Annotated in this window: 32 protein-coding genes; 12 read left to right on the top strand and 20 right to left on the bottom strand. The window is 66.7% G+C overall.

Annotated elements, in window-relative coordinates; genetic code table 11:
- Positions 1 to 3: 3 nt before the first annotated feature.
- Together AC4D14_RS06820 and AC4D14_RS06815 are read right to left on the bottom strand one after the other, a co-directional pair.
- Positions 4 to 687 (bottom strand): DUF4166 domain-containing protein, encoded by a 684-nt coding sequence (locus AC4D14_RS06820; RefSeq protein WP_490900974.1) that lies wholly within the window; start codon positions 685 to 687, stop codon positions 4 to 6.
- The gene (locus AC4D14_RS06815) at positions 684 to 1493 is read right to left on the bottom strand and encodes a hypothetical protein (RefSeq protein ID WP_490900973.1); all 810 of its coding nucleotides are present in this window, start codon (positions 1491 to 1493) and stop codon (positions 684 to 686) included. Before AC4D14_RS06815 ends, AC4D14_RS06820 begins: the two co-directional genes overlap by 4 nt.
- Before the next feature lie 147 nt (positions 1494 to 1640).
- Between AC4D14_RS06815 and AC4D14_RS06810 the strand changes: the two genes are divergently transcribed.
- Both AC4D14_RS06810 and AC4D14_RS06805 read left to right on the top strand, forming a co-directional pair.
- On the top strand, positions 1641 to 2435 hold the full coding sequence (locus tag AC4D14_RS06810; protein ID WP_490900972.1) for an SDR family NAD(P)-dependent oxidoreductase: 795 nt from the start codon (positions 1641 to 1643) through the stop codon (positions 2433 to 2435).
- Positions 2436 to 2533: 98 nt separating this feature from the next.
- A complete protein-coding gene (locus AC4D14_RS06805) occupies positions 2534 to 2824 on the top strand; it encodes a hypothetical protein (RefSeq protein WP_490900971.1) in 291 nt (96 codons plus the stop codon).
- Between the two features lie 18 nt (positions 2825 to 2842).
- On the opposite strand, the gene AC4D14_RS06800 is transcribed toward AC4D14_RS06805, so the two are convergent.
- The 5 genes from AC4D14_RS06800 to AC4D14_RS06780 form a co-directional block, all read right to left on the bottom strand.
- Positions 2843 to 3295 (bottom strand): pyridoxamine 5'-phosphate oxidase family protein, encoded by a 453-nt coding sequence (locus tag AC4D14_RS06800; RefSeq protein WP_490900970.1) that lies wholly within the window; start codon positions 3293 to 3295, stop codon positions 2843 to 2845.
- 108 nt (positions 3296 to 3403) lie between these two features.
- Positions 3404 to 4126, bottom strand: coding sequence for a CE1759 family FMN reductase (locus tag AC4D14_RS06795; RefSeq protein ID WP_490900969.1), 723 nt, complete (start codon positions 4124 to 4126; stop codon positions 3404 to 3406).
- Entirely contained in the window at positions 4123 to 4614 is a 492-nt protein-coding gene (locus AC4D14_RS06790; RefSeq protein WP_490900968.1) for a MarR family winged helix-turn-helix transcriptional regulator, read from the bottom strand. Before AC4D14_RS06790 ends, AC4D14_RS06795 begins: the two co-directional genes overlap by 4 nt.
- 12 nt (positions 4615 to 4626) lie before the next feature.
- Entirely contained in the window at positions 4627 to 5817 is a 1191-nt protein-coding gene (locus AC4D14_RS06785) for an LLM class flavin-dependent oxidoreductase (protein WP_490900967.1), read from the bottom strand.
- Between the two features lie 197 nt (positions 5818 to 6014).
- On the bottom strand, positions 6015 to 7010 hold the full coding sequence (locus tag AC4D14_RS06780; protein WP_490900966.1) for a pirin family protein: 996 nt from the start codon (positions 7008 to 7010) through the stop codon (positions 6015 to 6017).
- A gap of 228 nt (positions 7011 to 7238) precedes the next feature.
- Here AC4D14_RS06780 and AC4D14_RS06775 point away from each other — a divergent pair, with 228 nt between their 5' ends.
- The 4 genes from AC4D14_RS06775 (at position 7239) to AC4D14_RS06760 (ending at position 10771) form a co-directional block, all read left to right on the top strand.
- The gene (locus tag AC4D14_RS06775; protein WP_490900965.1) at positions 7239 to 7676 is read left to right on the top strand and encodes a VOC family protein; all 438 of its coding nucleotides are present in this window, start codon (positions 7239 to 7241) and stop codon (positions 7674 to 7676) included.
- Positions 7677 to 7725: 49 nt separating this feature from the next.
- Complete coding sequence (locus tag AC4D14_RS06770; protein ID WP_490900964.1) at positions 7726 to 8679, top strand: 1,4-dihydroxy-2-naphthoyl-CoA synthase; 954 nt, start codon at positions 7726 to 7728, stop codon at positions 8677 to 8679.
- Between the two features lie 7 nt (positions 8680 to 8686).
- Entirely contained in the window at positions 8687 to 9823 is a 1137-nt protein-coding gene (locus AC4D14_RS06765) for an AMP-binding protein (RefSeq protein WP_490900963.1), read from the top strand.
- A gap of 66 nt (positions 9824 to 9889) precedes the next feature.
- On the top strand, positions 9890 to 10771 hold the full coding sequence (locus AC4D14_RS06760; protein WP_490900962.1) for a 1,4-dihydroxy-2-naphthoate polyprenyltransferase: 882 nt from the start codon (positions 9890 to 9892) through the stop codon (positions 10769 to 10771).
- 22 nt (positions 10772 to 10793) lie between these two features.
- Here the strand turns inward: AC4D14_RS06760 and AC4D14_RS06755 are convergent, their stop codons facing one another.
- Positions 10794 to 11093 carry a DUF4229 domain-containing protein gene (locus AC4D14_RS06755; RefSeq protein ID WP_490900961.1) on the bottom strand — a complete coding sequence of 100 codons (300 nt, stop codon included), beginning with the start codon at positions 11091 to 11093 and terminating at the stop codon, positions 10794 to 10796.
- Between the two features lie 30 nt (positions 11094 to 11123).
- Between AC4D14_RS06755 and AC4D14_RS06750 the strand changes: the two genes are divergently transcribed.
- On the top strand, positions 11124 to 11624 hold the full coding sequence (locus AC4D14_RS06750) for a PLD nuclease N-terminal domain-containing protein (RefSeq protein ID WP_490900960.1): 501 nt from the start codon (positions 11124 to 11126) through the stop codon (positions 11622 to 11624).
- A 98-nt stretch (positions 11625 to 11722) separates the two neighbouring features.
- Here the strand turns inward: AC4D14_RS06750 and ccsB are convergent, their stop codons facing one another.
- The 5 genes from ccsB to AC4D14_RS06725 are packed head-to-tail and all read right to left on the bottom strand — an operon-like array spanning position 11723 to position 16593.
- Positions 11723 to 12718 (bottom strand): c-type cytochrome biogenesis protein CcsB, encoded by a 996-nt coding sequence (gene ccsB, locus AC4D14_RS06745; RefSeq protein ID WP_490900958.1) that lies wholly within the window; start codon positions 12716 to 12718, stop codon positions 11723 to 11725.
- On the bottom strand, positions 12718 to 14400 hold the full coding sequence (gene resB / locus AC4D14_RS06740) for a cytochrome c biogenesis protein ResB (RefSeq protein WP_490900956.1): 1683 nt from the start codon (positions 14398 to 14400) through the stop codon (positions 12718 to 12720). Before resB ends, ccsB begins: the two co-directional genes overlap by 1 nt.
- 57 nt (positions 14401 to 14457) lie before the next feature.
- Positions 14458 to 15252 carry a cytochrome c biogenesis CcdA family protein gene (locus tag AC4D14_RS06735; protein ID WP_490900955.1) on the bottom strand — a complete coding sequence of 265 codons (795 nt, stop codon included), beginning with the start codon at positions 15250 to 15252 and terminating at the stop codon, positions 14458 to 14460.
- 6 nt (positions 15253 to 15258) lie between these two features.
- Complete coding sequence (locus AC4D14_RS06730; protein ID WP_490900954.1) at positions 15259 to 15879, bottom strand: TlpA family protein disulfide reductase; 621 nt, start codon at positions 15877 to 15879, stop codon at positions 15259 to 15261.
- Positions 15880 to 15918: 39 nt separating this feature from the next.
- Complete coding sequence (locus AC4D14_RS06725; protein WP_490900952.1) at positions 15919 to 16593, bottom strand: histidine phosphatase family protein; 675 nt, start codon at positions 16591 to 16593, stop codon at positions 15919 to 15921.
- 163 nt (positions 16594 to 16756) lie between these two features.
- On the opposite strand from AC4D14_RS06725, the gene AC4D14_RS06720 reads away from it, so the two are divergent.
- Positions 16757 to 17299, top strand: a complete 543-nt coding sequence (locus AC4D14_RS06720; RefSeq protein ID WP_490900950.1) for a YceI family protein — start codon at positions 16757 to 16759, stop codon at positions 17297 to 17299.
- A gap of 218 nt (positions 17300 to 17517) precedes the next feature.
- Complete coding sequence (locus tag AC4D14_RS06715) at positions 17518 to 18258, top strand: hypothetical protein (protein WP_490900949.1); 741 nt, start codon at positions 17518 to 17520, stop codon at positions 18256 to 18258.
- A gap of 102 nt (positions 18259 to 18360) precedes the next feature.
- Here AC4D14_RS06715 and AC4D14_RS06710 read toward each other — a convergent pair whose 3' ends face one another.
- Both AC4D14_RS06710 and AC4D14_RS06705 read right to left on the bottom strand, forming a co-directional pair.
- Positions 18361 to 19071, bottom strand: a complete 711-nt coding sequence (locus tag AC4D14_RS06710; protein WP_490900947.1) for a redox-sensing transcriptional repressor Rex — start codon at positions 19069 to 19071, stop codon at positions 18361 to 18363.
- A 155-nt stretch (positions 19072 to 19226) separates the two neighbouring features.
- Entirely contained in the window at positions 19227 to 19496 is a 270-nt protein-coding gene (locus AC4D14_RS06705; RefSeq protein ID WP_490900945.1) for a glutaredoxin family protein, read from the bottom strand.
- Positions 19497 to 19560: 64 nt separating this feature from the next.
- On the opposite strand from AC4D14_RS06705, the gene AC4D14_RS06700 reads away from it, so the two are divergent.
- Complete coding sequence (locus AC4D14_RS06700) at positions 19561 to 20373, top strand: HAD family hydrolase (protein ID WP_490900943.1); 813 nt, start codon at positions 19561 to 19563, stop codon at positions 20371 to 20373.
- A 177-nt stretch (positions 20374 to 20550) separates the two neighbouring features.
- Here AC4D14_RS06700 and AC4D14_RS06695 read toward each other — a convergent pair whose 3' ends face one another.
- From AC4D14_RS06695 to AC4D14_RS06675, 5 genes are all read right to left on the bottom strand, one after another.
- Complete coding sequence (locus tag AC4D14_RS06695) at positions 20551 to 20649, bottom strand: 30S ribosomal protein bS22 (protein ID WP_003792170.1); 99 nt, start codon at positions 20647 to 20649, stop codon at positions 20551 to 20553.
- A 223-nt stretch (positions 20650 to 20872) separates the two neighbouring features.
- Entirely contained in the window at positions 20873 to 21109 is a 237-nt protein-coding gene (locus AC4D14_RS06690; RefSeq protein ID WP_490900941.1) for a helix-turn-helix domain-containing protein, read from the bottom strand.
- 157 nt (positions 21110 to 21266) lie between these two features.
- The gene (locus AC4D14_RS06685; protein WP_490900940.1) at positions 21267 to 22370 is read right to left on the bottom strand and encodes a 3-deoxy-7-phosphoheptulonate synthase; all 1104 of its coding nucleotides are present in this window, start codon (positions 22368 to 22370) and stop codon (positions 21267 to 21269) included.
- Between the two features lie 274 nt (positions 22371 to 22644).
- Positions 22645 to 23226, bottom strand: coding sequence for an ArsR/SmtB family transcription factor (locus AC4D14_RS06680; RefSeq protein ID WP_490900938.1), 582 nt, complete (start codon positions 23224 to 23226; stop codon positions 22645 to 22647).
- A 56-nt stretch (positions 23227 to 23282) separates the two neighbouring features.
- Positions 23283 to 24485, bottom strand: coding sequence for an acetoin utilization protein AcuC (locus tag AC4D14_RS06675; protein ID WP_490900937.1), 1203 nt, complete (start codon positions 24483 to 24485; stop codon positions 23283 to 23285).
- A 126-nt stretch (positions 24486 to 24611) separates the two neighbouring features.
- Between AC4D14_RS06675 and AC4D14_RS06670 the strand changes: the two genes are divergently transcribed.
- Together AC4D14_RS06670 and AC4D14_RS06665 are read left to right on the top strand one after the other, a co-directional pair.
- Positions 24612 to 26024 (top strand): TrkH family potassium uptake protein, encoded by a 1413-nt coding sequence (locus tag AC4D14_RS06670; RefSeq protein ID WP_490900935.1) that lies wholly within the window; start codon positions 24612 to 24614, stop codon positions 26022 to 26024.
- The gene (locus tag AC4D14_RS06665; protein WP_490900933.1) at positions 26017 to 26685 is read left to right on the top strand and encodes a potassium channel family protein; all 669 of its coding nucleotides are present in this window, start codon (positions 26017 to 26019) and stop codon (positions 26683 to 26685) included. Before AC4D14_RS06670 ends, AC4D14_RS06665 begins: the two co-directional genes overlap by 8 nt.
- Positions 26686 to 26688 lie beyond the last annotated feature (3 nt).

The following is a 26688-nucleotide window of genomic DNA, read 5'->3' as shown; positions in this document are numbered from 1 at the left end:
CCACTACTGCCGGATTTCCTCCCTCAGCGGCTTCAGTCGCTGCGGAGTGTCCCCGGGCGACACCGCCGGGTAGGTGCAGGTGAATTCCCCGCGGTAGCCAAAGAGGAACCCGAAAAGGGGATTGCGGACCCGCATGTCGATTGTGAAGACGTCGCGGGCGTCGTCGTAGCTCTCGTAGAGGTCGGCGGTGCCGGTGAGGATCGCCGGGAAGGTGAATCCCAGGCATCCCGCGTACAGCCGTTGGCCCGTGGTCTGAAGGTGAAGTGAACCGTCCGCGAGGACCTCAAGTTCAAGGGCTGTTGCAAGATGCTGGTGGGTGCCCAGGTAATCGATGATCTTGCCTTTTTCGGCACTGTAGATCATGGTCGCGCCGAAGCGTCGGCGTTCGGCCGCGCTGATCTCCAGGGTGCGCACGAAGGTCACGGTCGGCCGGCCGAACCCGTCGAGGTAGGGGTAGTTCTCAATGGTGAACGGGATGTTCTCGCCGTGATGGGGAAACAGGATGTTCCGGAACGCGCCGAGCTTGAGGAAAGGGACCGTCCACAGGGGCCCGCGGCGGACCTCCGAGAAGCGGCCGCGCCCCACACAGGCGTAGCCGGCGTCGACGTCAACGCCGAAGCGCCGCTGCAGCATCGGGTGGAGGCGGTGGAAGTTCTCCCCTAGGGCGTTCGCGAAGATCGAGGTCACAGGGCACCACCGACCGCAGGTTGCCGGCCCGCGTCCGGAACTCTTGGAGTCGGAAGCCCCGCGAGTGCGGACGGCGCCTTGGCGGAGCGCCGGTCCGGTGCGCGCCGCAGGCACCGCCGCGCGCGGGGGACCGTCCGATGCGCTGGGACCAGCAGGGACGCCGCCGCGATGGCAAGGCCCACGACGGCGGCCGGAGCGCCCTCGGGCCGGCCCGCCGAGGAAAGGAGCAGCGCACTTCCGGCTGCGGCGCCGCCCGCGCGGACGACGGCGTCGAGGATCCACCGGGTGCGCGCGTCCCGCGGATCCACACCGAGTTCGGCCCACAGGCGGAGGCGGTCGAAGCTCAGCGCCGTCGCCCAGCCGAGGGCGGGCCGGGTGACCCGGCGGTCCAACGCCTTGCCCAGAACGCCCATGCCGGGCTGGTAGGTGTAGCCGGTGATGAACCGGATACCGTGCTGCGTCGGAATGTAGCGCCAGTACCCGGAGCCGGACCCGATGGGCGAAAGCGGGTCCGACGTGGAAAACCGCAGCACCGACGTCGACTGCCCGTCCTCCCGGTGCCGATGCCCCAGCGAGATTCCCGTTCCAGTAATCGTGTGGAACGGAAGACCGAATTCATACCGGAACCGTTGAGGCTCCCCGGCGCTGTGCGCGGCGGGAACGATGCGCGAGAACCGCAGGTCCCACCGTGGGTGCAGTTCTGCGTCCTGGCTCAGTTTCCACAACCGGTCCATCGACGTGCGGATGCCGATCTCCACGTAGATTTGCCGCCTGTGACCGGGCCCCCTGCTGCTGTTCTCCCCCATTTGAGCATCATAAGTCCAGTGGTGTTCCGGTCCGGCAGCGCGGCCCGGTGCTCCCCCTCGTCGGTCGAAGGAGTAGATTCGAAGCCGATACGCTTCGCGTTCTTCCGGCCCGGAGCACCGAATGCCACTGGGAGGCCCGCTTTGTCTTTGAGTATCGATTTGACCGGAAAGACCGCGCTCGTGACGGGATCAACCCAAGGTATCGGCGCCGAGATCGCGCTGCAGTTGGCCCGCGCCGGCGCCGAGGTCGCGGTGAACGGGCGCACGGCAGCGAGCGTGGGCCGAGCCGCCCAAACGATCCGCGAGGCGGTCCCCGGGGCGCGGATCCTTGAAGCACCGGCCGATGTAAGTACGGAGGAGGGCGCGGCAATGGCCTGTGAATTGGTCGCCAATGTCGACATCCTGGTCAACAATCTCGGCATCTTCAGCCCGGAGCCCGCCTTGGAGATCCCTGACTCCGAATGGCTGAGGTTCTTTGAAGTCAATGTTCTGGCCGCGGTGCGTCTTACGCGGGCCTACCTTCCAGGGATGATGTCCCGGGGTTGGGGTCGCGTCCAGTACATCGCGAGCGATTCCGCCATCGTCATACCGGCCGAAATGATCCACTACGGGGTCTCGAAGACCGCACTGCTCGGTGTTTCACGGGGTTTCGCCAAGGCGGCCGCCGGGTCGGGGGTCACCGTGAATGCGGTGATCGCCGGGCCCACGCATACCGGCGGCGTCGAGGACTTCGTGTATCAGCTCGTGGACAAGGATCTGAACTGGGACGACGCCCAGCAGGAGTTCATGAAAGTGCATCGACCGCAGTCGTTGATCCAACGGCTCATCGAGCCCACTGAAATCGCGAACCTCGTGGCTTACTTGGCGTCCCCGCTGGCTTCGGCGACCACAGGCGCCGCACTGCGCGTGGACGGCGGCTATATCGATTCCATCGTCCCCTAGAGGGCCTTGCACGCGCGGCCGCAGTGGTGGACCATGAGCGCTAACGGGCTGTCGCGACAGCCACCCACCTCCGCCACGCGATACAAGGGGTGAGCCGAATGGTCGGTAAATCGAGGGCCCCGGCCCCGCGCTGGTTCATCGCGGCAGCGGGCGCCCTGCTCCTCGCGGGCGCGGTGATGCTCCTGCCCGGCATCAACGCGTTCGAGCGCGCTTCCTGGGGAAGCGCCGCGAGCCTGGCGCAGGCGTTCGTCTTCATCGCGGTGGCGGTGGTCCTGATCATCGCGGGCCTGACGCTTCTGGCGACCGGCGTTTCACGTCGTCGTGCGGCCCGGCGACCGGGGACAGACGGGGACCAGCACGATGATCCCACGCTGCGCAGCGAGGACTGATCGATCAATCAGAAGGAATTATTCGTCGCGCCCCGATGCGCGGGAAACGCTGTGGGGAGCCGGAGCTACGGGGAACCGGCGTCCGGTGATGCTGTCCGGGGTAACCCGTACGAAACGGTCCTTGCGCCCGCCCTCCCACGGATGGACGGGCAGATCGATGGTCTCGAGCAGTTCCCTGGTCGTGGAAATCGTGCTCGCGGTGCCCTTGATGACCACGCTCCAGGCCCTCGTCCCGTCAGCGTCGAGCCCGTCGGCCTCGACTGCAACCGGCGCCTTCTCCACTGCCGCCCTGGATTTGGCGCCTTCGGAGGTCCGGAACACTACGGTGCCGTGGTCCACCTGGATGTTGACCGGAAAAATATCCGGTTGGTCATTCGCCGAAAGGGCCAGGCGCGCGACGGACGCCGTGCGCAGCAGGCGCCAACACTCGCTGGCCGAAAGTACCTCGGTGGGAGCGGGCTGATGATTCATGCCCCCAGCGTATTGGTTCCCACCGCTACGCAACAGGGTCATCGGCCTATCCCCACCGGGTCATCGGCTGGTCATGCGCGGAATTTACTGCGTGGCTGAGTTGTCCCGCTAGGCCCGTGCCGCGAGGGTGCCGCCGGTTGCCAGTCTCATCAGGTCGGTATCGAAGGCAACCTCCGGGGCGGCCGTTGCGGGGCGGGCGTTCCCGGCGAAGGTGTGCTGGTACTGGCCCCAGGCGTCGTCGGTGATCGCGGCCCTGATGCCGGTGCTGACCATTGCCGCAAGTTCGGTCGCCGCCCGTTCGATCCGGGTGGTGAGCGCACTGTCTCCCCAGTCCTCCGGTGCCGCGAAGAGCGAGGTGGGGGTGGTGAGCGTGCGCATGAACGCAAAGAGTGGCCGGAGCTGATCATCGATCACCAGTGCGTGCCGGGCACTGCCGCCGGTTGCCGCAAGGACCACGGGAACGGCGATCAGGAGATCGTTGTCGAGAATATCCATGAAGGCCTTGAACAGCCCGCTGATGCCTGCCTTGTAGATAGGGGTCGTCGCTACGACGGCGTCCGCGGCGGCGAGCCTGTCGATGGCGGCCTGGAGGTCCGGGTCAGGGAAACCGGAAACGATCGCTTGGGCGATGTTGGCGGCGAGGGGACGCAGTTCGATGATGCTGACCGCGGCCGGGATGCCCTGCCCGTTAAGGCGGTCGAGGGTTTTCTGGGCCAGGCGGTCGGCAAGCATCCGGGAGGAGGAGGTGTCGCTCATGCCTCCGCTGAGGATCACGATGCTACGGGTCTGATCCGGGTCCGGGCGGGCGTTCTGGGGGGAAGTGGGGTTCACGAGGGGGTCCGTTCGGTGGTGGGCTTGTTCAGGAGGTCCGGATTGATCACTGCGGTGATCTGCCGGCAGAGGTCCCTAAGCTGTTCGAGCTGGGCGTGGCTGAGGGCGCTGGTCATTGTGGCAGTGACGGCCCGCGCGTGCTTCCGCCCCACCCGTTTTTGCGCTTCGGTTCCCGCATGGGTCAGAAGAATGCGGGCTTCCCGTCGGTCCACCTGGTTCGGGCGCTTTTCCACGAGCCCGCGCTCCTCGAGCCGCGTCACGAGTTTCGACATGCCCGGCTGGGAGAGCAGGATCCTCCGGCCGAGGTCGCTGATTCCCAGTCCGCCGTCGGCCTTGGACAGCGTGAAGAGGACGTCGTACTCCCGGGTAGAGAGTTCATCCCAGATCTCGTCGGCGGCGAACCGCCGGCCAAGTGCGCTCTCTGCCTGAAGCAGGGCCTCCCAGGACTCATTCGCCAGCCGGATCTCATTTCTGTCTTGCCGGTTCATCGAATCACCGTTCTATCCGATCAGCGGATAGCGGGCCGGGGTTGCGGCGTCGCTGTCCTGATAGGGCGAGGTGCCCGTGACGTTGTCCCCCCGGTTGGGGTTGGGGCGCGGCTGTCGCGGCGCGGCGTCGCCGTACTTTGCCTTCGTGAGGGACTCGTGGGTGGGGGCGTCCGCCGCGTCAGGGGAACGCCGTGCGGCCATCTCCTTGCGCAGCACGGGAACAACCTCCCCGCCGAGCAGTTCGATCTGGTCGAGCACGGCGGCCAGCGGCAGGCCCGAATGGTCCATGACCCAGAGCTGGCGCTGGTAGTCGCCGAACTTCTCCTGGAATTCCAGGGTCTTGTCGATGACCTGCTGGGGGCTTCCGACGCTCAGCGGAGTCTGCTGCGCGTAGTACTCCAGCGGGGCTCCGTGCCCGTAGACCGGTGCTTCGTCGAAGTACGGACGGAACTCGCGCAAGGCGTCCTGGGAGCGCTTGGCGATGTACGCCTGCCCGCCGAGGCCCACGATCGCCTGGGCCTTGGTGCCGTGCCCGTAGTGTTCGAAACGCTCGCGGTAAAGGTTGACTAGGGGCAGGAAGTGGAAGTTCGGCGCGAGGATGTTGTTCGCGAAGAATCCGTTGCCATAGTAGGCAGCCTGCTCGGCGATCTCCGGGGTGCGGATAGCGCCGTGCCAGACGAAGGGAGGCACGTCGTCCAGGGGCCGGGGGCTGGAAGTGAATCCCTGGAGCGGGGTCCGGAAATTGCCTTCCCAGTCGACGACGTCTTCGCGCCACAGCCGGTGCAGCAGGTTGTAGTTCTCCAACGCCAACGGCAGGCCCTGACGGATGTCCTTGCCGAACCACGGGTAGACGGGGACGGTGTTGCCGCGTCCGAGGGTCAGGTCCAGCCGGCCCTTGGCAAGGTGCTGGGCCAGCGCGTACTCCTCGGCGATGCGGACGGGATCGTTCGTCGTGATCAGGGTGACCGAAGTCGAGAGGATGATCCGCTTGGTCAGGGCTGCGACATGGGCCAGCAGAGTTGTCGGCGAGGAGGAGAAGAACGGCGGGTTGTGGTGCTCGCCGATGGCGAAGACATCGAGACCGACCTCCTCGGCCTTGACTGCCGTCTGCACCGTTGCATCGATGCGTTCCGCCTCGCTGGGCGTGTACCCCGTCACCGGGTTCCGCGTGATGTCGCTGACCGAGAAAATTCCGAACTGCATCGTGCGTGCCTTTCACTGGAGCAATTACATAACCAGTTATGTATCTTGCCCGTGTAACGGTGCATAACCGGTTATGTATTCCCGCGCCCTCCGTGACATGCAGCACCAGGCCATGCAGCGCTGAGGGAACTGACACTCCGCACTGCCGGAATCGGGATGCCCGCTCCGGTGACGGAATTTCCGGGAGGTGCTGCGCCCTACTTTCGAGGGCGGATGCGCACCCGCGGCAGCTCCGGTGCAGGCAGGGGCTTCAGGGTGTTGCCCCCGGGAAGGCCGAACAGAATCTCGGGCCGCATCTGGTCTTCCTCGACACCGATCTCGGACTGCCACCGGTTGCGATACTCGACAATCTCCTCGTGGCTGCGTCCCACGAAGTTCCACCACATCACGATTTCTTCACCGAGAGGCTCGCCGCCGATGACCATCAGCCGCGCCGGTCCGCTGCCGCCTGCCCTGATCTCGATCGATTCATGACCGACCGGTAGATAGGCAAGTTCACCGGCCGCAACGTCCGTACCGTTGACTTCGATGCTGCCGCTGTCGACAAGGATTCCGTGTTCGAAATCCGGGGAAACGGCGAAGGAGGCGGTGGAGCCCGCGCGGATCCTCAGCTCGGCTCCCAGCAGCGGGGTGTGGGTGGCAACGGGGGAAGCTGAGCCGCCAAGGGTGCCAAGGAAAACGCTGAGGTCGAACCCTTCGCCCTGGACCGGGACCGGGGCGTAGTGGTCGAAGCGGTGGGTCACGAAGCGCGAGCGGTCCGGCAGGGCCAGCCAGAGCTGCACCCCGTGGAGCGACGTCGCTGCCGGCGTTGAGACCTCGGAATGGGAAATGCCCGATCCCGCCGTCATGAGGTTCAGCTCGCCAGGTCGAACCAATGCGTGGTTTCCGGCGCTGTCGCGGTGTTCGATCTCACCGGCGAAAAGCCAGCTGACCGTCTGCAGGCCGGTGTGGGGGTGGGGCGGGACGCTCATGGCGCCGGCCGCCTTAACAGGATCGGGCCCGTAGTGGTCGAGGAAGCACCATGCGCCGATCAGGGACCGGCCGCGCTGCGGGAGCGTACGGCGAACTGACATGCTCCGGGGACCGCCCAACGGCACCTCGCGGGGCTGGAGGATTTCGACCGGAGGGCTTCCGGCCCGGTCGGGTCCGCTCTCGCAGATCACCGGAACCGGGCGGGTCTCGAGATTACTCATTACTGCCTTACTCGTTGAGTCCTATGCCGCGCGGTCGGCGCCGGATGGTTGTGCCGATTCTAATCCAGCGGAACTTGCGCCCGTTAATGTTCCGCAGCGGAGCAGGCGCTGTCCACCGCCGGTCTGGGCTCCTGTACGCGGATTTCGGGCGGGGTGTGTTCGGGTCGAGGACAGCGGTTGACCGCGGGTGTCTTCCGCATTCGGCGGGTTCAGCATTACCGTTTCGGCATGGAACACAACATTCAGATTTCCATTGACTGCAGCGACCCTCACGCGCAGGCCGACTGGTGGGCCGAAACGCTGGGCTGGATCGTCGAGCCGGTCGACGAGGGGTTCATCGATCAGATGCTTTCCGCGGGCTACGCGGACGAGTCCGACGTCGTCGTGCACCGGGGCGCACGGGTCTGGCGAGACGGCGCAGCGGTCTGCAGGGCCGGCGAATTGGGCCAGAAGGACAGGCTCCGGCTCGTGTTCCAGCCCGTGCCCGAACCCAAGACGGCGAAGAACCGCTTCCACCCGGATATCCATCTGAAGGAGATCGACAAGGATCAAGCCCGTGCCGCCCTCGAAGCACGCGGCGCCAGTTTCCTCCATGACGGCAGGCAGGGCCCGCTGACCTGGTACACGATGACCGATCCCGAAGGCAATGAGTTCTGCATCTCCTAAGCGCCCGCCGCTGCATGCCCGGGGTGCTTGCCACCGCTAGACTCGGTTGGTGACATCCGATCTTCCCCCTCAGGTCTCCGACATCTTCGACCCCACCCAGTGGCGAACCGTCGCGGGTTTCGAGGATTTCACCGACATGACGTACCACCGTCAGGTGGAGCGTTCGGCAGACGGCCGCGTGCTCCGCGACCTCCCGGCGGTGCGTGTCGCTTTCGACCGCCCCGAGGTGCGCAACGCCTTCCGTCCCGGCACTGTGGACGAGTTGTACCGGGCACTTGACCATGCGCGGATGACCCCCGACGTCGCCGCCGTCCTGCTCACCGGGAACGGCCCCTCCCCCAGGGACGGCGGGCACTCCTTCTGCTCCGGCGGGGACCAGCGCATCCGCGGGCGCGACGGCTACCGGTACGCGGAGGGCGAGACACGGGAGACCATCGACCCGGCCCGCGCAGGGCGCCTGCACATCCTTGAGGTGCAGCGGCTGATGCGCACCATGCCCAAGGTTGTCATCGCCGTCGTCAACGGGTGGGCCGCCGGGGGCGGGCACAGCCTGCACGTGGTCGCGGACCTGACCATCGCCTCGCGCGAGCACGCGCGCTTCAAGCAGACGGACGCCACGGTGGGAAGCTTCGACGCCGGCTACGGTTCGGCGCTTCTGGCCCGGCAGATTGGGCAGAAACGTGCGCGCGAGATCTTCTTCCTCGCGCGCGAATATTCCGCCGAGGACATGGTGGCGATGGGCGCCGTCAACGAGGCCGTCGATCACGTCTCCCTCGAAGCAACCGCCCTCGAGTATGCAGCGGACATTGCCCGCCAAAGCCCGCAGGCGCTGCGGATGTTGAAGTTCGGCTTCAACCTCGCCGACGACGGACTCGCAGGGCAGCAGGTGTTCGCCGGAGAAGCCACCCGGCTCGCGTACATGACCGACGAAGCCGTCGAGGGCAAGGAAGCGTTCCTCGAAAAGCGCAACCCCGACTGGTCCGCGTTCCCCTACTACTTCTAGGACCGGCATGGAACTGCTCCCCGTATTCACCCCTTCGGGTTTCGACGCCCACGAGCTGCTGAAACCGCTGGCGGCCTCGCTCGCCGGCGAGGGCCCGGCGGTCGCCCCGCATGTTGCCGCCGGCGAAGTCTTCCCCGGGGAACTGCCCAACGACGAAATTGCCGCCGTCCTGAGCACCTCCGGCTCGACGGGGGTGCCCAAGAAGACAATGCTCAGCGTCGACGCGCTGGCCGCCTCCGCCATGGCCACGGCCTTCGCCCTGAAGGCGGAGGGGCAGTGGCTCCTCGCGCTGCCTGTGCACCACGTTGCGGGATTCCAGGTCCTGGTCCGCTCGCTCTACGCAGGCACCCGCCCCTGGACGATGGACTCGGGTGCACCGTTTACTGCCGAAGCGTTCACCGCCGCCGCGTCCGAGCTGACGGACCGGGTACGCTTCACCTCCCTGGTCCCCACGCAGCTTCACCGCCTGCTGGCCGATCCGGCCCCGGAGACCCTCGCGGTGCTCCGCCGGTTCAACGCCATCCTGCTCGGCGGGGCTCCGATGGGTTCTGCGCTGCGCGGCGAGGCCCGCCGCCAGGGCCTGAACATCGTGGAAACCTACGGGATGAGCGAAACCAGCGGAGGCTGCGTCTACAACGGCGTGCCCCTCGACGGCGTAGAGGTGTTGTCCGAAGAAGGGCGGCTGTGGATCAGCGGCCCCATGCTCGCCGACGGCTACCTCAACGACCCCCAGCTCACCGAGGACCGCTTCGTCTACAACTCCGGGCGCCGGTGGTTCAGGACCGACGACGCGGGCGACGTCGGCGCGGACGGGAAAGTCGTTGTGCATGGCCGCATCGACGACGTCATCGTCACAGGCGGCCTCAAGGTCTCGGCGTCGGTCATTGCCGGCGTCATCGAGGACATCCCGCAGGTGAGCCAGGCCGTCGTCCTGGGAATCACCAGCCCCGAGTGGGGCGCGGCGGTGGGTGCCGCCGTCGTCGGATCCGTTGACGCAACCGTTGTCCGTGCCCGCGTGGCCGAGGAACTCGGCGCCCATGCCGCACCCAAGACGGTGCTGAGCTTCGACGCGCTCCCCCTGCTTCCCGGAGGCAAGCCCGACCGCCAGGCACTCAGGGCCCTCCTCGAAAAGTCGGGGCACTGACACTTTTCCTCCCCACCGGCACCTGACCGGCCAGACACACCAGCACAACCAGCAAAGGAACAAACCGTGGCGACTGCCGCTCAGTGGCTTGAAGGAGCCCGCCCCCGTACGCTGCCCATGGCGCTTGCACCGGTGATCATCGGCAGCGCGGCAGCCTACGGGCTCGCCTCGTTCCGGCCGCTCAACGCCGTGCTCGCCGCCGTCGTCGCCGTGCTGCTGCAGGTCGGCGTGAATTACGCCAACGACTACTCCGACGGCATCCGCGGCACCGATGACGACCGCGTGGGCCCCCTGCGCCTCACCGGGTCCGGCGCCGCCGAACCCCGCCAGGTGAAGTACGCCGCCTTCGGCTGCTTCGCGCTGGCGATGGTTGCCGGCGCGGTGCTGATCATCCTGTCGCAGACCTGGTTCCTGCTGCTCGTTGGACTTGGCTGCATCGCCGCCGCCTGGGGCTACACGGGCGGAAAGAACCCCTACGGATATCTCGGCCTGGGCGACATCTTCGTCTTCGTGTTCTTCGGGCTCATCGCGACGCTTGGCACCACCTACACCCAGGCCGGTTCCCTTAGCGCCGCCGCCTGGGTGGGGGCGGTGAGCACCGGGGTCATCGCGATGGCGCTCCTGATGGCGAACAACGTGAGGGACATCCCGACGGACCGCGCCTCGGGTAAGCTGACCCTCGCCGTGCGCCTCGGGGACACCGCCGCGCGGGTCAGTTACGTCATGATGCTCGCGACAGCCATCCTGCTGCCCCTGTTCCTCGTCGAGGAGTACCCCTGGGTGCTGCTCGTGCTCCTGCTGGTTCCGGCCTGCCTGATGCCGAGCTGGCTGATGCTCAAGGGCAAGAAGCGCCGCAGCCTGATCCCGGTGCTGAAGCAGACAAGCCTGATCAACCTGGGCTTCAGCGTGCTGTTCGCCCTCGGGATCGTCCTGACCGTCGCGCTGTAGGCCTGCGCGCCGTGCGGCCGGGTCAGTCCCGGCGCGGCCGGCGGTCGGCGTTGACGGGGGCGTTGGGGTCGAGGCCGTCTTCGGCGGCGGCGTCGTCGTTCTCCATCGCGTTGCGCACCGGCGGCGCCCCCTCCTTGAACCGGCGCTGCAGGTTTGCCGCAGCGGCGTCGCGGAGCTCCCGGAAGAAGAGGTAGGTGACGCACCAGGCCAGGATGGCGGCGGCAACGGCGGACAGGATGGCACCAAGCCCGAGCTGCACGCAGATCACGAAGATGATGACGACGAGCAGCAGCCGCAGGGCGGTGAATTTGAGGAAGGCCACCGTACAAGTTTACTCGCCTACAATTGGGGTATGCCCCGCCTGTTGCTCTTTCTGGTGATTCTTGGAGTCGCAATCATCATCTACGCCCTGATCGACTGCTTCATGAGTCGGTCCAATGAAGTGCGAAGCATTTCAAAACCGGCATGGCTGATCACGATCCTCGTGGTTCCCCTCCTCGGAGCGGGCCTCTGGTTCCTCTTCGGGCGCCCGCGCCAGGTCCGGCCGGCCGGTCCGACCCGCCCTGCTCCGCGGCGCCCCACCGCGCCCGATGACGACCCCCAGTTCCTGCAGAACCTTGAGACCAAGCGCCGGCAGCAGGCACGGGAGCAGGAGCAGCGCCGGCGCGAGCAGGAGCGGAAACCGCACGGCGGCCAACCGCACGCCGGAGGAACCAAGGGCGGGGGAACCAAGGGCGGCCCCAAGGCGGACGGACCGGCCTCAGGCAGTTCCGAGACTCCGCAGGCCCCCGAATCGGACGACGACGCCGGGGACTCCGGCAGTACCGGCGCACACCGGCCCAAGAACCCGTAGCCCGCGCCCTTCCGCCGCACTCTTCACCCACGCAAAAGCCGCACCGGTCCGATCCCGAAAGGGGATGGGGCCGGTGCGGCTTTGTGTGGCCGGGAAGGTCAGCCCGCGTCGGCGTAGCTGTGCAGCCCCGAGAAGTAGATATTGACGATCGTGAAGTTGAACACGATGCACAGGTAGCCGACGATCGACAGCCAGGCGGCCCGCGTTCCGGTCCAGCCGCGCGTGGCCCGGGCGTGGAGGTAGCCTGCATAGACGGTCCAAATTACGAACGTCCAGACCTCCTTGGTGTCCCAGCCCCAGTACCGGCCCCACGCCTGCTCGGCCCAGATCGCGCCGGCCATCAGGGTGAAGGTCCAGCCGACGAAGGCAACGGCGTTGAGGCGGTAGGAAAGGTTTTCCAGGCTCAGGGCCGACGGGACAAGGCGCATGAAGCGTGCGGTGTCGGAGCGGCCGGCGGCAACGCGGGCTTCCCGGGAGGACTGCACCAGCTGCAGCACCGACATCGCAAAGGTGATGGTGAAGAGGGCTGAGGACGCAACGGCGATGGACACGTGCACGATCAGCCAGTAGCTCTGCAGCGCGGGGATGAGGTTGGCCACCGGGGTCGGGAAGCCCACTGTCGCGGCGCAAAGCATGACCACCACGAGGCCGACGACAAAGGACCCAACGAAGCGCAGGTCCCGCCGGGTCAGGGTGATCAGGAAGATCACCGAGACGACAAGCGCGCCCGTGGTGCAGAACTCGTACATGTTGCCCCAGGGCACCCGGTTCGCCGCGACGCCCCGGCTCACGACCGCCGCGGCATGGATGACCGTGGCGAGCACGGTGAGCGCGACGGCGATCCGTGCCGAGGAGCGCCGCTGGCCGGCGGCGTACGACATCGAGTCGTCGGCGGTTGCAGCCGCCCCCGCACCGGGAGGCAGGTCCGCCTGCGGTGCTCCGACGGTGGCGAGCCGCGCTTCAACCTTCTCAATGGTCTTGCTCGACTTGACCAGGTCGAGCACAAAGAAAACGAGTGCCACAACATAGGCGATGGAGGCGAGCAGCATGAAGAGCTCGCTGGCTGCGCCCAATTCGGCGTTAACGCTTGGCATTAGGTGTCCTTACCGTCGTCGCCGCGCGTTCCGGCGGGCTGCAATTGATTTTCTCCTGCTTGGGCCTCCGGCACCAGCCAGCGTGTGCGGAGCAGTTTCTCGACAGCGGCACCCTCCCCTGCGAGGCGGTGGTCCTCGCCGCGGGCGAGCAGCCCGTACTCAAGGAGGACGCGCCCGTCGGGGTGGAGTCCGGACCGGACCCACAACCGCCTGCGCCCGATGAACAGGGAGGCGGTGAGCCCTGTCAGGGCGAGGGTGGAAAAGGCGAGGGCCCCGAGCTGACCGGGGTCGTGGTGGATGTCCAGGGCGACGTACCGCTTCAGCCCGTCGAAGGTGATTGAGCCCTTGCCCTCGGGCAGGTCGTAGGTCTCGCCCGCCCCGAGTACGATGCCGCCGTTGTCGCTGTTCCTGCTGTTGAGCTCGGTGAGTCCTTCGGTGTCGAGGGCGTACACGTTCTGGGGATCACCCCCGTCAAGGCCGAGGTCACCGTAGTAGGCGTTGAGGTTCAGCTGGGGATTGAACGGATCGGGGTCGCGCGAGAAGGAGACCCCGTTCTCGTCGATGAAGGCCGTGGGAAGGAAGAACCCGACGAAGCCGAGCTGGTCGGGCCGGGCGTCGGGCGCCTTGATGACCGCCAGAGAGGTGTAGAGGCCGTCGGAGGGCACTGTCACAACCGGGCCCTGGACGGCGATGTTCCCCTCGCCGTCGCGCACCGTGACCACCGGCGCGTAGCCGTTGCCGACGAGGTAGACGCTCGTGCCGCCGATCTTGACCGGCGCGTTGACCTTGAGCACCTGCTTCTGCGGGGCGGCGCCGGGGCCGTCCTTGGTTGTGAGGTTCGCGGTGAAGTCCAGCGGCTGGCCGTAGTGCGCCGGCTGGTCGCGGTCGAACTGCACGTCGAAGGAGTCCAGGCGGATCGAGTAGGGGTCGAGCTGGTCGTTGCTGAAGTTGGTGCCGGGGGTGAAGGAGTCGTAGCCCACCAGGGTGTTCACGAAACTGTCGCCCTCGACGATGACCTTCTGACCGTTGTAGCCGAACAATCCGCCCACTGCCACGGAGATCAGGACCCCGATGAGCGAGATGTGGAACACCAGGTTGCCCAGTTCCTTGGTCAGGCCGCGCTCGGCCCCGACGGAGGGGCGGTCGGTGTCCTTGTCCCGGACGTCCACCCGGTATCCACGTTTGCGCAGGATTTCGGCGGCGTCGGCGGCCGCGGAGCCGGGGGTGATCCCCGCGGCTGCGGCACGCTCGGCCGGAATCTCGATCGTGCCGTAGACCGGCAGGCGGGACAGACGCTTGGGTGTGCGCGGCGGGAATGCCTTCATGGCCCTGCCATGGGCGAGCGCTCGGGGGATGACGCATCCGATGAGTGAGATGAACAGCAGCAGGTAGATCGCGGAGAACCAGACCGAGGAATACACGTCGAACAGCTGGAACCAGTCGAGCACCGGGCCGGTGCCGGGATGGTCTTCGATGTACTGGGTCACGACGGCGGGGTTGGCGGGCCGCTGCGGGAACAGTGATCCGGGGACGGCAGCCACTGCGAGCAGCAGCAGCAGGAAAAGGGCCGTGCGCATGCTCGTCAGCTGCGTCCACGCCCACCTCAGGCTTCCGCCGAGGCCGAGCGCGGGCAGGACGGCGTCGGGCTTGGCAGCCGCTGTGCTTTCCTTTTCCTTTTTCACCTTGACCTGTTCTTCGTTGGGTGGTCGCTCATCCGGGAAGCCGGGTGAGGAAGCGGGCTAGATGGGCAGATTCACATTGCTGATGAGGAGGTCCTGGATGCTGGCGATCCACCGGTTCCATACGCCCGTCACCATCAGCGCTCCGACGGCGATCAGCAGGCCGCCGCCGGCGCGCTGCAGCAGGCGGCGGTGCCTGCGGAAGAACCGCATTGCCCCCATGCCCCGGCGCACACCCAGTGCAATGAAGAGGAAGGGAAGCCCGAGGCCGAGGCAGTAGACGAAGGTGAGGACGGCGCCGCGGAGCGCGCTTGCGTCGTCGCCGGAAATGGCGAGCAGCTGGACGGCGCCCAGCGTCGGGCCGATGCAGGGCGCCCAGCCGAGCCCGAACGTCATCCCGAGCAGTGGGGCTCCCCACAGTCCGGCGGGAACGCGGGCGTGGATCCTGCTCTCTCTCTGGAACCACGAGAATCCGCCGGCGAACACCACGCCAAGGAGGATGACAACGATGCCAAGTACCTGGATCAGCCAGTCCTGCGAGACGCGCAGCCAGGCCCCGAGCTGGCCGAACAGCGTCCCGTAGGCCATGAAGACCAGCGAGAAGCCCAGGACGAACAGGGCTATTCCGACGAACATCCGGCCGCGCCGCTGCTGCTCCAGGTCGACGCCCGTCAGCCCCGTCACATAGCCGAGGTACCCCGGGACGAGCGGGAGCACGCATGGCGAGGCGAAGGAGACGAGCCCGGCGAGCAGTGCCACCGGCAGGGCAAGAAGCATCGAGCCGCTGAGCACCGCGTCGGCGAACGGGTTGCCCTGTGCGGGAACGGCCGCCCCAAGCGCTGTCAGCAGCTGCATGAGGCGCTACTCGGCGACGGCATCTTGGATCAGGGCCTTAAGGGTGCTGCGGTCGGCAAGGCCGAGGATCCGCGCCGAAACGCGTCCCTCCTTATCCAGGACCAGGGTGGTGGGGACGGCCTGGGGCGGGACGTAGCTCGTCATCGCGAGAAGAACGCCGCCGTCTTTGTCGTTGAAGCTGGGGTAGGGAATGTCGAATGTGCGCTCGAAGGCCTCGGCGGTCCTGCGCTCGTCACGGATGTTCACCCCGTAGAACTGGGCGCCGGCGGGTTCGAAAGCGTTGTGGAGGGCCAGGAGGTCGGGGGCTTCCTTGCGGCAGGGAGCACAGGCGGCGTACCAGAAGTTCAGCACCGTCACCTGACCGTCCCAGTCGGCGCTTGAAACCTCGGAACCGTCGAACAGGGTCCCGGTGAGCTGCACGGGCTCTCCCCGCTCCCCCGGAGCGTATTCCGTGACCGATCCGTCTCCGGCGATGTAGTTCTTGTTGTCCCCCGCCGCCGCCTGCTGGGCGAGGGGGTCTTCCGCGGCACAGGAGGCAAGCGCCATCGAGGCGGACAGTGCAAGGGCCAGAGCGGCGCCGAATTTGATCAGCGGGCGTCTAGCCGGAGCGGCATTCGAAGGTGTCACGGCTTCTTCCACATTTTTCTACAACGTGTAGTAATTCTATTATGCTCCCGGGACATTTGCCGCACCCGGAAGCAGGTCCGCGCATGGTTCCTCATACCGGACCCGCGTGAGAACATCACCGGAGAAATCGAGTGACGTGACGGAGGTCAGGGTGCATTCGCGCTGGCGGGGATCGTGCCAGAGCCTCCGCCCCTCGGCCGCGAGCCGGGTGACCCAGATGGGCAGCTGATGGCTGACGAGGATCGCCTCGGCCGGCCCGTGCGTGTCACCACCGGCTCCGCGCAGCGCCTCATCCCGGGCGAAGCGGACCGCTTCCATCACCCGTGACGCCTGCGCCGAGTATGGCTCACCCCAGGACGGCCGGAACGGATTGACAAGCAGCGGCCAGTAGCGCGGCTGCCGCAGCTTGCTCTTGATGCGGGACAGCCCCTCGAAACGGTTTTCGGCTTCGAGGATCCTGCTGTCGGTGTTCACCTCGAGGTTCAGGGCGCTGGCGACCGGCGCGGCGGTCTCCTGGGCGCGGGTCAGCGGCGAGGCGGCCAGGTAAACGATATTGGCACCTTCATTGCGGCGCTGCTCGAAATGGTCCGCCATCTGCTGGGCCATGCGGCGGCCGAGATCGGAGAGGTGAAACTCCGGGAGCCGCCCGTACAGGACCCCGTCGGGGTTGTGGACCTCACCGTGGCGCACCAGGTGAACGGTTGCAAGGGGCATGGTCCCAGTTTCGCAGAGTTATCCCCGCCCCGCTAAATCCCCAGTGGACTGCCCCGGGCGGCCGTGCACCGGGCTGATTGCGGACGGGGTGGGAATAAAAGATGCAAACGCATGTTTATATAGAAGTAACAACCTTCCTCTTCCCATCCAAGGAGAACAACCCATGAGCATCCCTTCAGGCCTCAGCACCGGAACCTGGTCCTTCGATCCCGCACACAGCGAGGTCGGCTTCACCGTCCGCCACGCCGGCATCAGCAAGGTGCGCGGCACCTTCGGCGATGTCGAAGCAGCCCTGGTCGTTGGTGACAACCTCACAGACTCGAAGGTGACGGCGACCGTCAAGACCGCCTCCTTCAACTCCGGTGACGAGAACCGCGATGCCCACGTACGCGGCGCCGATTTCTTCGACGTCGAGGAGTTCCCCGAGATGACCTTCACGTCGACTTCGGTCGAGGGTTCGGGCGAGACCTACAAGGTCACGGGTGACCTCACGATCCGCGGCATCACCAAGACCGTCGTTCTCGATACCGAGTTCAACGGTGTTGCTGTTGACCCGTTCGGTTTCACCCGCGCAGGCGTGTCCGGCTCGACCACCATTTCCCGCAAGGATTTCGGCCTGACCTGGAATGCTGCCCTCGAAGCCGGCGGCGTTCTCGTTGGTGACAAGGTCACCATCAGCCTTGACGCTGCATTCGTAGCCAACTAGCAGTCAGCTTCGGGCACCCGCCCGCCAGCTTTCGTCAGCCGCCGGCCCGAGGGGCCGGCGGCTGACCGCGTTAACGGCTCCCCGGGCGTCCGGGCCGGCCGCATCCCCTGAATTGACCCAAAGGGATGGCCGCGCCGAGGTAGCGATCGCGTGCCTGCGCGATAGGCTGAAACCGAAGCCCCGGCGCCCTCGGGCGCCCTCAGTGAATGGATGCGGTCATGACTACACCTCCGGGAACTCCTGAGCCCAACCCCCAGGATCCGACTCCGCACGATCCCGCACCGCAGAACCCTGCTCAGCCCCGGTACGGGCAGAACGCACCCCAGGCGCCGGCGGGCGGCGGGCAGGCCGGAGGATACGGGCAGCAGCCAGGCCCGCCGCAGTTCGGCGAACGGGTCGAACCCCAGTACGGCCAGCAGCAGGGGCAGTTTGGCCAGCAGGGCCAGCAGCAGTACGGCCAGCAGCAGCCCAATTACGGATACCAGGCTGCCCAGCCGTCCGGATACACCTACCCGGGCGCGCCGGCTGCGGCCGCGACAAAGGGCCCCGCACCGCAGAAGGTCGTTATCGCATACTGGCTCATCATCGCCGCCGGCCTGGTCTTCCTGCTCAGCACCATCCTTTCTTCGATGAACCCCCTTGCCACGCTCGACCCCTCCCAGATTGCCCAGCTCGAGACCGCGGGGTTCACGGCGGAGTCACTCGCCGGAACGATCGCCACCCTGGCGATCATCTTCGGGATCGTTTTCACGGCAATCTACGTTCTCCTCGCAGTGATGATCCGCAAGGGAAAGAACTGGGCGCGGATCATGGCAACCGTCCTGGCCGGGCTTTCGCTGCTCTCCCTGGGCGGCGGCGCGCTCGCGGCCCTGTCCGTCCTGCTTGGTGTCGCTGGGGTAATCCTCTGCTACCTGAAGCCAACAAACGAGTACTTCGCCCCGCGGACCCCGCGCTACTAGCAGCGCACCGCAACCGTTCCTCCGCCGAGTCCGGCGCAGGCGCCTGCGCCTGCGCCGGACGGTACCGAAGCCAGTGCCGCGATCCGGTTTGCGTTCCGGCGCCTACTGAGCGGAGCGGGCGTCGGGGAGGCCCATGTCGGGTTCCTGGGCCCGCTGCGCGTGGTAGGCGAGGATCTGCAGTTCAGTTGACATATCGACCTTGCGCAGCTGGACGTGCGGGGGCACCTGCAGCACGACCGGGGCGAAACTGAGGATGCTTGTGATTCCCGCAGCGACAAGCCTGTCGCAGAGGGCCTGGGCGACTTCCGCCGGCACAGCCAGCACCGCCATATTCGCGCGCGTGCGCTTGAGCACCGGCTCAAGCTCATCCACGGCGCTGACACGCAGCCAGCCCACCTCGGAACCAACCACCATCTGGTCTGCGTCGAAAAGTGCAACGATCTCAAACCCGCGCGAGGCGAACCCCGAATAACCGGCAAGGGCGCGCCCGAGGTTGCCCACGCCGATGATCGCAACCCTCCAGTCGAGGGTCAGCCCGAGGGCGCTGGAAATCTGGCGGTTGAGGTACTGGACCTCGTAACCGACTCCGCGGGTGCCGTACGAGCCGAGATAAGACAGATCCTTGCGCAGCATCGGGGAGTTGACGCCGGCCGCATCGGCAAGCTCCTCGGAGGACACCCGCTCGATACCCTCTGCGAGCAGTGAGTTCAGCGCCCGCAGGTAGATGGTCAGGCGGGACAGCGACGCGGGAGGAATCCGACGCGCGGCTTCACCGCCTACTGGATGAAGCTCTGGCACGTCCGGCGTCGTCACTGTTCTCTGCTCCGTTGCATCTCGGATACCGCGGAAACGGTATCGCCCCCACTGGCACGAATTCCCGGCGGATCTACTTCCACTTTAGGTGGCGGCGGACGGCCCTCCAACCGGGAAGCGCGGGCTTGACGGGAAACGGGCACGGGCGTCACCGCTCACTCACCCGGCATCAGCAGCCGGCGCAGCCTGGCCTCGTCGATGGTCCAGAAATCCCGCTGCACGCCGTCAATCATGAGCACCGGCAACTCCTCCGCGAACCGGGCAAGGAGATCCGGATCCCCGGCCACCGAGCGTTCCCGCCAGCGCAGCCCGAGGCTGCCGGCCACCCGCTCGACAACGGCGCGGGCGTCCTCGCACAGGTGGCAGGAGGGTTTCGTCAGAAGGACGATGTCCGGCCCGGTGCCGGCGGCTTCGGAAGTGTCCATGACTCAAAACTACCCGCCCGGGCGCCTGCGCCGGGTGCGGGCGCCCAGTGGCTAGACTCAAATCATGCCTGCAGCCGTCCCGGGGTCGACCCCGCGTCCTCCGCGTGCGGTCGGCGAGCCTGGGGAAGCCGCCTTCTTCGACGTGGACAACACGATGATGCGAGGGGCAAGTCTCTTCCACGTCGCCCGCAAGATGTACCAACGGCGCGCGTTCACGCTGAGGTTCGCCGTCGGCCTGGCCTGGAAGCAGATCCGCTTCATCATGCGCGGCGAAACAATGACGGACGTCAACGCGGTGCGCGACGCCGCGCTGTCCTTCGCCATCGGCATCGCCCATGCCGACATCCTCGCCCTTGGCGAAGAGGTCTACGACGAGATGATCGCCTCAAAGATCTGGCCGGGAGCCCGCGCGCTCGCCGAGAATCACCTCGACGCCGGCCGGAAGGTGTGGCTCGTGACCGGCACCCCGGTTGAGGTGGCCGCCGTGATTTCCAAGCGCCTTGGCCTGACGGGCGCCCTGGGCACCGTCGGCGAAGTTGCGGACGGCCTCTACACGGGCCGGCTCGTCGGCGAGTTCCTTCACGGCGCGGCGAAGGCCGCCGCAGTCATCGACCTTGCCGCACGCGACAACCTCGATCTTGCCCGATGCTGGGGATACAGCGACTCCTACAACGATGTGCCGCTGCTGAGCATCGTCGGGCATCCGGTGGCAATCAACCCTGACAGCAAGCTGCGCCGCCATGCCCGGGCGAACAACTGGCCGGTCTACGACTTCCGCAGTGGCCGGCGCGCTGCAACGGCCGGGCTGCGGGCCGCCACCGGAGCCGGCGTGGTCTACGGGCTTTGGCGCGGATTCACGCGGATGCGCGGGCGCTGATCCGGCTGCACCCGCGTCAGCCGGGCCGTGCAGCAGGGTCGGAAAATCCTGCGGCTCACCTGGACGCCTTAACCACGTCCGGCCCACGGCTTCAACTGTTTCGGTTGAAGCTGCGGACCGGTAAAGCGGGAGCGGAAGCCTCCCGTCAGCGGCAGGCCGGCTGCGAGGGGCCAGGCCCTACTTTTTGTTGCGGCGCTGGTGGCGGGTCTTGCGAAGCAGCTTGCGGTGCTTCTTCTTTGCCATACGCTTGCGGCGCTTCTTGATTACTGAACCCATAGAGTCCTCACAAACTTTGCTGAAGTTTCCAAGCGGCGGCACACGCCGCTGAACAGCGTGCTTCCGCCTGGATCTGACATTGGCGCACAAGGTGATGCGCACCGGTGGTGCTGCATAGGACGGCAGACAATTGCCGACCAAAACATTCCTTAACAGGGTACAGCCAATTGGCGCCGCCCCTTGACCGGGACCAGCCCGCGCGGCGCCTGTTTGCCGGGCGCGGTCAGGCTGTGGCGGACTGTCCGTCGACCTGCGCGGCGACCTGCGCGTCAACCTGCGCGTGGCGCACGTACGCCTCGACGGCCGACTCGGGCACGCGGTAGGACCTGCCGAACTGGACGGCCGGCATTTCCCCGGAGTGGACGAGCCGATAGACCGTCATTTTGGAAACCCGCATGACCTCGGCCACCTCGGCAACCGTCAGAAACTGCACATCCGAGAAATTGTTCCCGTCTGCCATCTCACCACTGTCCTTTTCTTGAAGGCTTCTCACCCTGCAACCGGCATCACGCTTGACACCCATTGAGCGACTAGTCGGCGTGTCGCCTTGTGGCATAAGGATTATCCGCCTAGAGCAGTACTCTAGTGGCTAATGTGACCAAAGTGAAAGCACCGTACTAGCGGGAGGCTTCACGGGTGCTGCGGACGCTGGCGGCGAGCTCCTCGAGGATCGACTCGGTGGTGGCGAAGTCCATGCACGCATCGGTGATGCTCTGCCCGTACCTCAGCTCTCCTGCCGCGCCCTCGGTGAGCTTCTGGGCGCCTTCAACAATGAAGCTTTCGAGCATGACACCGGCGACGGCGTCCGCGTACCCCGGCAGGGAAGCCCGCAGCGCGGCGATCTCGCGCGCCACCTCCGCCTGCCGCACGTGGTCCTTTCGGCTGTTGGCGTGGCTTGCATCAACGATCAGGCGGGCAGCGGTGCGCTGCCCGGAGAGCGCAGCGCCGGCGGCGGCAATATGTTCGGATGAGTAGTTCGGCCCGCCGCTGCCCCCGCGCAGGACGAGGTGTGCGTCGGGGTTTCCGGTGGTCGCCACAAGGGCGGCACGCCCTGAATCGTCGATCCCCAGGAAGGACTGCGGCGCGGATGAAGCAACGCACGCGTCGAGGGCGACCTGGAGTCCGCCGTCCGTGCCGTTCTTGAATCCGACCGGCATGGACAGGCCCGACACGAGCTGGCGGTGGATCTGGCTCTCGGTGGTCCGCGCGCCGATTGCGCCCCACGCCACGAGATCGGCGAGGTATTGGGGGCTCACCGGCTCCAGGAACTCCGTGCCCACGGGCAGCCCGAGGTCGGTGACCTCGCCGAGGAACCGGCGGGCGGTGCGGAGGCCGAGCGAGATGTCGTGGCTGCCGTCAAGATGCGGATCGTTGATCAGCCCCTTCCAGCCCACGGTGGTGCGCGGCTTCTCGAAGTAGGCGCGCATCACGATCAAAAGATCATCGTTCAGGGCCGCTGCGGTACGTGCCAGGCGCCGGGCGTAGTCGAGGCCCGCCGCCGGGTCGTGGATGGAGCAGGGGCCGACGATCACCAGCAGGCGGTCGTCGGTGCCGTTGAGCACCGCACGGATGTCGCGGCGGGCACCCGCGACCGTTTCGGCGGAGGAATCACTGAGGGGCTGTTCCCGGCGCAGCTGCCGCGGCGTCGGCAGCGGCTCGAACCGGGTGACGCGGAGATTCCGGGTGGCGCTTTTCTGCGGGGCATGGAGCTGAGTGGTCACTGTGTTCCCATTTCCGGTGTGCGAGGGCGGTGCCTGCCGCTTCGGCCCGGATTCAGCTGCTGCAGAACCCGCCGTAGAAACGGCGAAGGGCAGGGAGTGATCCCCGCCCTGTTGGCTCTGAAGAAGTTGGTCAGCGTATTAGACTGCGGGCTCCTTCAGAGCCAACAAAAAATACGCATACCAACGGGTCATGGAAGGTACCCTACCCTTCCGGCGACGGCGGCTCAAATGGGGTTCGGACTGCTGCGGCCCGGGATGTGCCGGGACCAGGGGGTTACCGCTCTTTTTCCCGGCGGCGGCGCAGCTGCGCGAAGAGGTCGGATGCCCGCTCGGCGGCGCGGCCGACGGTGCGCCCGATCTGCTGCTGCCGGGTCACTTCGGCCGCAGTGGGCGGCGCGTCGGCGGGAACGGCGAGGGCGGCCGCGGCGAGCGGCTCTGCAGCCGACTCCTCGTCGGGCTGCAGCAGTGCGGATTCCGCGGGCGCGGGCTCCCCGACGGGGAGTTCTGCCCGGTCGCCGGGCTGTTGCGCGCCGGCGTGGTCCTCGGGACCCGCGCCTGCCGGCGAAACGGCATCGGCCGCGTCGGCGGACTCGGGGGCGGGGGCGAACTCTGTGAGCCATTCCTGTACGGCGGCCAGCGGCGCTGCGTCGAGGGAGTAGAAGCGCTTCTGGCCCTGCGCCCGGGGGCTGACCAGTCCTGCCTCGCGGAGCACCTTCAGATGCTTTGAGACTGTGGGCTGGCTGACGTTCAGTTCCGCAACGAGCTCACCCACTGATTTATCGCCCGCCCGCAGCGAGCCCAGGATTTCCCTGCGCGTGCCTTCGGCGATGACTGCGAACACATCATCGATACCCATCCGTTCACCCTAGCGATATATACGCGAAACGGCATCCCGGCGGGATGGGATGCCGGTTAATCGAACCAGGGGTCGAGCCCGTGCAGGGGGAACACTGCCTTCCGGGTGGCCATGACACTGCGGTCGAGGTCGTCGGCAGGGTCGTAGCCGATTTCCCAGGAGCGCCACCAGGTGTCCGCACCGTCGCCCAGGAGCGCCGGGGCTTCCGACCCGTGGCGTTCCCGGACGTAGTCGCGCCAGCTGGACGGCACAGGGGTTTGCGGTCCAACCTGCGCCCCGGCAGCCACCGCGATCAGGAGGGTCCAGGAGCGGGGCACGACGCTGGCGAGGTTGTAGCCGCCTCCCCCGGTTGCGATCCAGCGCCCATCGGAAAAGCGCGTCGCGAGGTCCCGCACTCCGAGCATGAGCGCGTGCTGGGCGTCCACGCTCAGCTTGAGGTGGGTCAGCGGGTCCGCCGCGTGGGAGTCGCACCCGTGCTGGCTGACGATCGCGTCCGGGGAGAAGACTTCAGCGAGCTGCGGCACGACCGCGTGGAAGGCCCGCAGCACTGCGGCGTCGCCGGCGTGGGTGGGAAGCGCCACGTTGACCGCATAACCTTCGGCTCCGGGTCCGCCAATCTCGTTGGCGAATCCGGTGCCCGGAAACAGGCTCATCCCGGTCTCGTGGAGCGACACCGTCAGCACGCGGGGCTCGTTCCAGAAGATGTTCTGCGTGCCGTCGCCGTGGTGGGCGTCGACGTCGATATACATTATTCGCTGCATTCCGGAATCCAGCAGCCGCTGGACGCTCGCGGCGGCATCGTTGTAAATGCAGAAGCCGCTGGCATTCGAGCGTCCCGCATGGTGCATGCCGCCGCCGAAGTTCACCGCGTGGACGGCCCGGCCCGAGATTATCGCTTCTGCGGCGGCAAGCGAACCGCCAACCAGGCGGGCGCTGGCTTCGTGCATGCCCCGGAAGGCGGGAGTGTCTTCGGTGCCGAGCCCGAATCCGGGCGACGCGGCTTCGGGATTCTCGCTGAGCGTCCGCACCCCGGCGATGTAGTCGCGGCCATGAACAAGCGCCAGCTCCGGGTCGGCGGCAACGTGGGGGCGGATCACCGAGACGCTGGGGAGGTCGAGGAGGCCCATGTCGCGCGCCAGACGGGCCGTCAGGGCGAGCCGTTCCGGATTCATTGGATGGTGCCCGCCGAAGTTGTAGGCGAGCATCGAGTCGTCCCACGTCACCTGGGTGGGCGGTGTGGGCGGGGAATGTCTAGACATCACTGACAGGCTACGCGACGCCGCACCGTTCGGCTACGAAGACCGTCCGGAAGTGATTTACTACTCGAAGGACAAACGCAGTGCCGCCGAGGCGGCTTGAACAGCATCCAGGGACGAACGGCGTCGATGGTCACTCAACAGCCGCGATGGCTGAGGCAGAATCAGCAGAGCACTCTACGGCTCCTCGGGCGTGCCCGGGACCTCCTCGACGCGTTCGCCAACAGCTCACCCGCCCGGCTTGCCCTGATGATCTTCATCGCGGTGATCCTCGTTTTCACCGCCCTGCTGAGCCTGCCGATGGCATCGAGTTCCGGCGAGGTGACCCCGCTGCACGATGCGATGTTTACTGCCGTGTCGGCAGTGTGCGTGACGGGGCTGACCGTCGTTTCGACCGCAACCCACTGGTCCTTCCTTGGACAACTCATCATCCTGCTGGGCATCTTCATCGGCGGCCTCGGCACGCTGACCCTCGCGTCACTGCTGGCCCTGGTCGTCAGCCGGCGCCTCGGCGTGCGCGGGAAGCTGATCGCCCAGGAGGCGCTGAACAACGCCAGCAGGCTGGGGGAAATCGGCACGCTGCTGAGGATCGTCATCACCACCTCGGTGGTAATCGAGGTGGTGCTCGCACTGGTGCTCATTCCGCGGTTCGTGGTGCTGGGGGAACCGTTCGGCCAGGCGGTCTGGCACGGCATCTTCTATTCGATCTCCGCGTTCAACAACGCCGGCTTCACTCCGCATTCCGACGGGCTGGTTCCCTACGAGACGGATCTGTGGATCCTGACCCCGCTCATGGTCGGAGTCTTCCTGGGCAGCCTCGGCTTCCCCGTCGTCATGGTCCTGCTGCAGACCAAGTGGAGGTTCAGCAAGTGGAACCTCCACACCAAGCTCACCGTCACGATGTCGCTGATTTTGCTCGCCGCGGGAACGATCGGATGGGCCGCCCTGGAGTGGTCGAACGCGCGCACCATTGGCGGGCTCGCCGCATCGGACAAGGTGATCCACGCCGTCTTCGCCTCGGTGATGATGCGCTCCGGCGGCTTCAACCTCGTTGACCAGAGCGTCATGGACTCCACCACGATGCTGCTAACCGACGCGCTCATGTTCGCCGGGGGCGGTTCGGCGTCAACCGCCGGCGGCATCCGGGTCACCACGATCGCCGTGATGTTCCTCGCGATCGTGGCCGAGGCCCGCGGCAACACCGACGTCCGGGCGTGGGGGCGGACCATCCCGCACGGTGCAATGCGCGTTGCCATCTCGGTGATCTTCATGGGCGCCACCCTGGTGATGGTCGGCACCGGGCTGATCCTGGCTATCTCCGAAGAGGAGTTGAACAGGGTGGTTTTCGAAGTGATCTCCGCCTTCGCGACGTGCGGGCTGAGCACCAACCTCAGCGCCGAACTGCCGCCCGAGGGCAAGTACGTGCTCTCTGCGCTGATGTTCGCCGGCCGCATGGGCACGATTACACTTGCCTCGGCGCTGGCACTGCAGCAGCGCAGCACGCTATATCACTACCCCGAAGAAAGGCCGATCATTGGCTGAGAGACCACCCCACAACGCCCCGGTCCTGGTGATCGGCCTGGGCCGGTTCGGTTCAGCCACGGCCGAGCAGCTCGTGAAGCAGGGCCGTGAGGTCCTGGCGATTGAACGGGACCCGCAGCTGGTGCAGAAGTTTTCCAACGTTCTCACGCACGTCGTCGAGGCCGATGCCACGAACATCGACGCGCTGCGCCAGCTCGGCGCGCAGGAGTTCACCGCCGCCGTCGTCGGGGTGGGAACGTCGATCGAATCGAGCGTGCTGATCACCGCGAACCTGGTCGACCTGGGCATCGACCACCTGTGGGTCAAGGCGATCACCCCCTCGCACGGCAAGATCCTCAAGCGCATCGGCGCCAACCACGTGATCTATCCCGAGGCCGACGCCGGGCAGCGCGCCGCCCACCTCGTCGGTGGGCGGATGCTGGACTTCATCGAGTTCGACGACGGGTTTGCGATCGTCAAGATGTACCCGCCGAAGGAGACGCAGGGGTTCACCCTTGCCGAGTCCTCAGTGCGCTCGAAGTACGGGGTGACGGTCGTGGGCGTGAAATCCCCGGGCGAGGACTTCACCTACGCCCGGCCCGACACCAAGGTTTCCGGACGCGACATGCTGATCGTCTCGGGGCACGTCGACCTGCTCGAACGGTTCGCCGGCCGACCCTGAGCG

The sequence above is a fragment of the Arthrobacter sp. TJ-254 genome (assembly GCF_058269175.1).
This window is presented reverse-complemented; position numbering and strand designations above follow the sequence as displayed.

Bases quoted from the DNA above. Each gene is read 5' to 3' on its own strand.
- AC4D14_RS06815 (WP_490900973.1), bottom strand. From the start codon at position 1,493: ATGGGGGAGAACAGCAGCAGGGGGCCCGGTCACAGGCGGCAAATCTAC.
- AC4D14_RS06805 (WP_490900971.1), top strand. From the start codon at position 2,534: ATGGTCGGTAAATCGAGGGCCCCGGCCCCGCGCTGGTTCATCGCGGCA.
- AC4D14_RS06800 (WP_490900970.1), bottom strand. From the start codon at position 3,295: ATGAATCATCAGCCCGCTCCCACCGAGGTACTTTCGGCCAGCGAGTGT.
- AC4D14_RS06790 (WP_490900968.1), bottom strand. From the start codon at position 4,614: ATGAACCGGCAAGACAGAAATGAGATCCGGCTGGCGAATGAGTCCTGG.
- AC4D14_RS06785 (WP_490900967.1), bottom strand. From the start codon at position 5,817: ATGCAGTTCGGAATTTTCTCGGTCAGCGACATCACGCGGAACCCGGTG.
- AC4D14_RS06780 (WP_490900966.1), bottom strand. From the start codon at position 7,010: ATGAGTAATCTCGAGACCCGCCCGGTTCCGGTGATCTGCGAGAGCGGA.
- AC4D14_RS06775 (WP_490900965.1), top strand. From the start codon at position 7,239: ATGGAACACAACATTCAGATTTCCATTGACTGCAGCGACCCTCACGCG.
- AC4D14_RS06765 (WP_490900963.1), top strand. From the start codon at position 8,687: ATGGAACTGCTCCCCGTATTCACCCCTTCGGGTTTCGACGCCCACGAG.
- AC4D14_RS06750 (WP_490900960.1), top strand. From the start codon at position 11,124: ATGCCCCGCCTGTTGCTCTTTCTGGTGATTCTTGGAGTCGCAATCATC.
- ccsB (WP_490900958.1), bottom strand. From the start codon at position 12,718: ATGCCAAGCGTTAACGCCGAATTGGGCGCAGCCAGCGAGCTCTTCATG.
- AC4D14_RS06735 (WP_490900955.1), bottom strand. From the start codon at position 15,252: ATGCAGCTGCTGACAGCGCTTGGGGCGGCCGTTCCCGCACAGGGCAAC.
- AC4D14_RS06725 (WP_490900952.1), bottom strand. From the start codon at position 16,593: ATGCCCCTTGCAACCGTTCACCTGGTGCGCCACGGTGAGGTCCACAAC.
- AC4D14_RS06720 (WP_490900950.1), top strand. From the start codon at position 16,757: ATGAGCATCCCTTCAGGCCTCAGCACCGGAACCTGGTCCTTCGATCCC.
- AC4D14_RS06715 (WP_490900949.1), top strand. From the start codon at position 17,518: ATGACTACACCTCCGGGAACTCCTGAGCCCAACCCCCAGGATCCGACT.
- AC4D14_RS06705 (WP_490900945.1), bottom strand. From the start codon at position 19,496: ATGGACACTTCCGAAGCCGCCGGCACCGGGCCGGACATCGTCCTTCTG.
- AC4D14_RS06700 (WP_490900943.1), top strand. From the start codon at position 19,561: ATGCCTGCAGCCGTCCCGGGGTCGACCCCGCGTCCTCCGCGTGCGGTC.
- AC4D14_RS06695 (WP_003792170.1), bottom strand. From the start codon at position 20,649: ATGGGTTCAGTAATCAAGAAGCGCCGCAAGCGTATGGCAAAGAAGAAG.
- AC4D14_RS06690 (WP_490900941.1), bottom strand. From the start codon at position 21,109: ATGGCAGACGGGAACAATTTCTCGGATGTGCAGTTTCTGACGGTTGCC.
- AC4D14_RS06680 (WP_490900938.1), bottom strand. From the start codon at position 23,226: ATGGGTATCGATGATGTGTTCGCAGTCATCGCCGAAGGCACGCGCAGG.
- AC4D14_RS06675 (WP_490900937.1), bottom strand. From the start codon at position 24,485: ATGTCTAGACATTCCCCGCCCACACCGCCCACCCAGGTGACGTGGGAC.
- AC4D14_RS06670 (WP_490900935.1), top strand. From the start codon at position 24,612: ATGGTCACTCAACAGCCGCGATGGCTGAGGCAGAATCAGCAGAGCACT.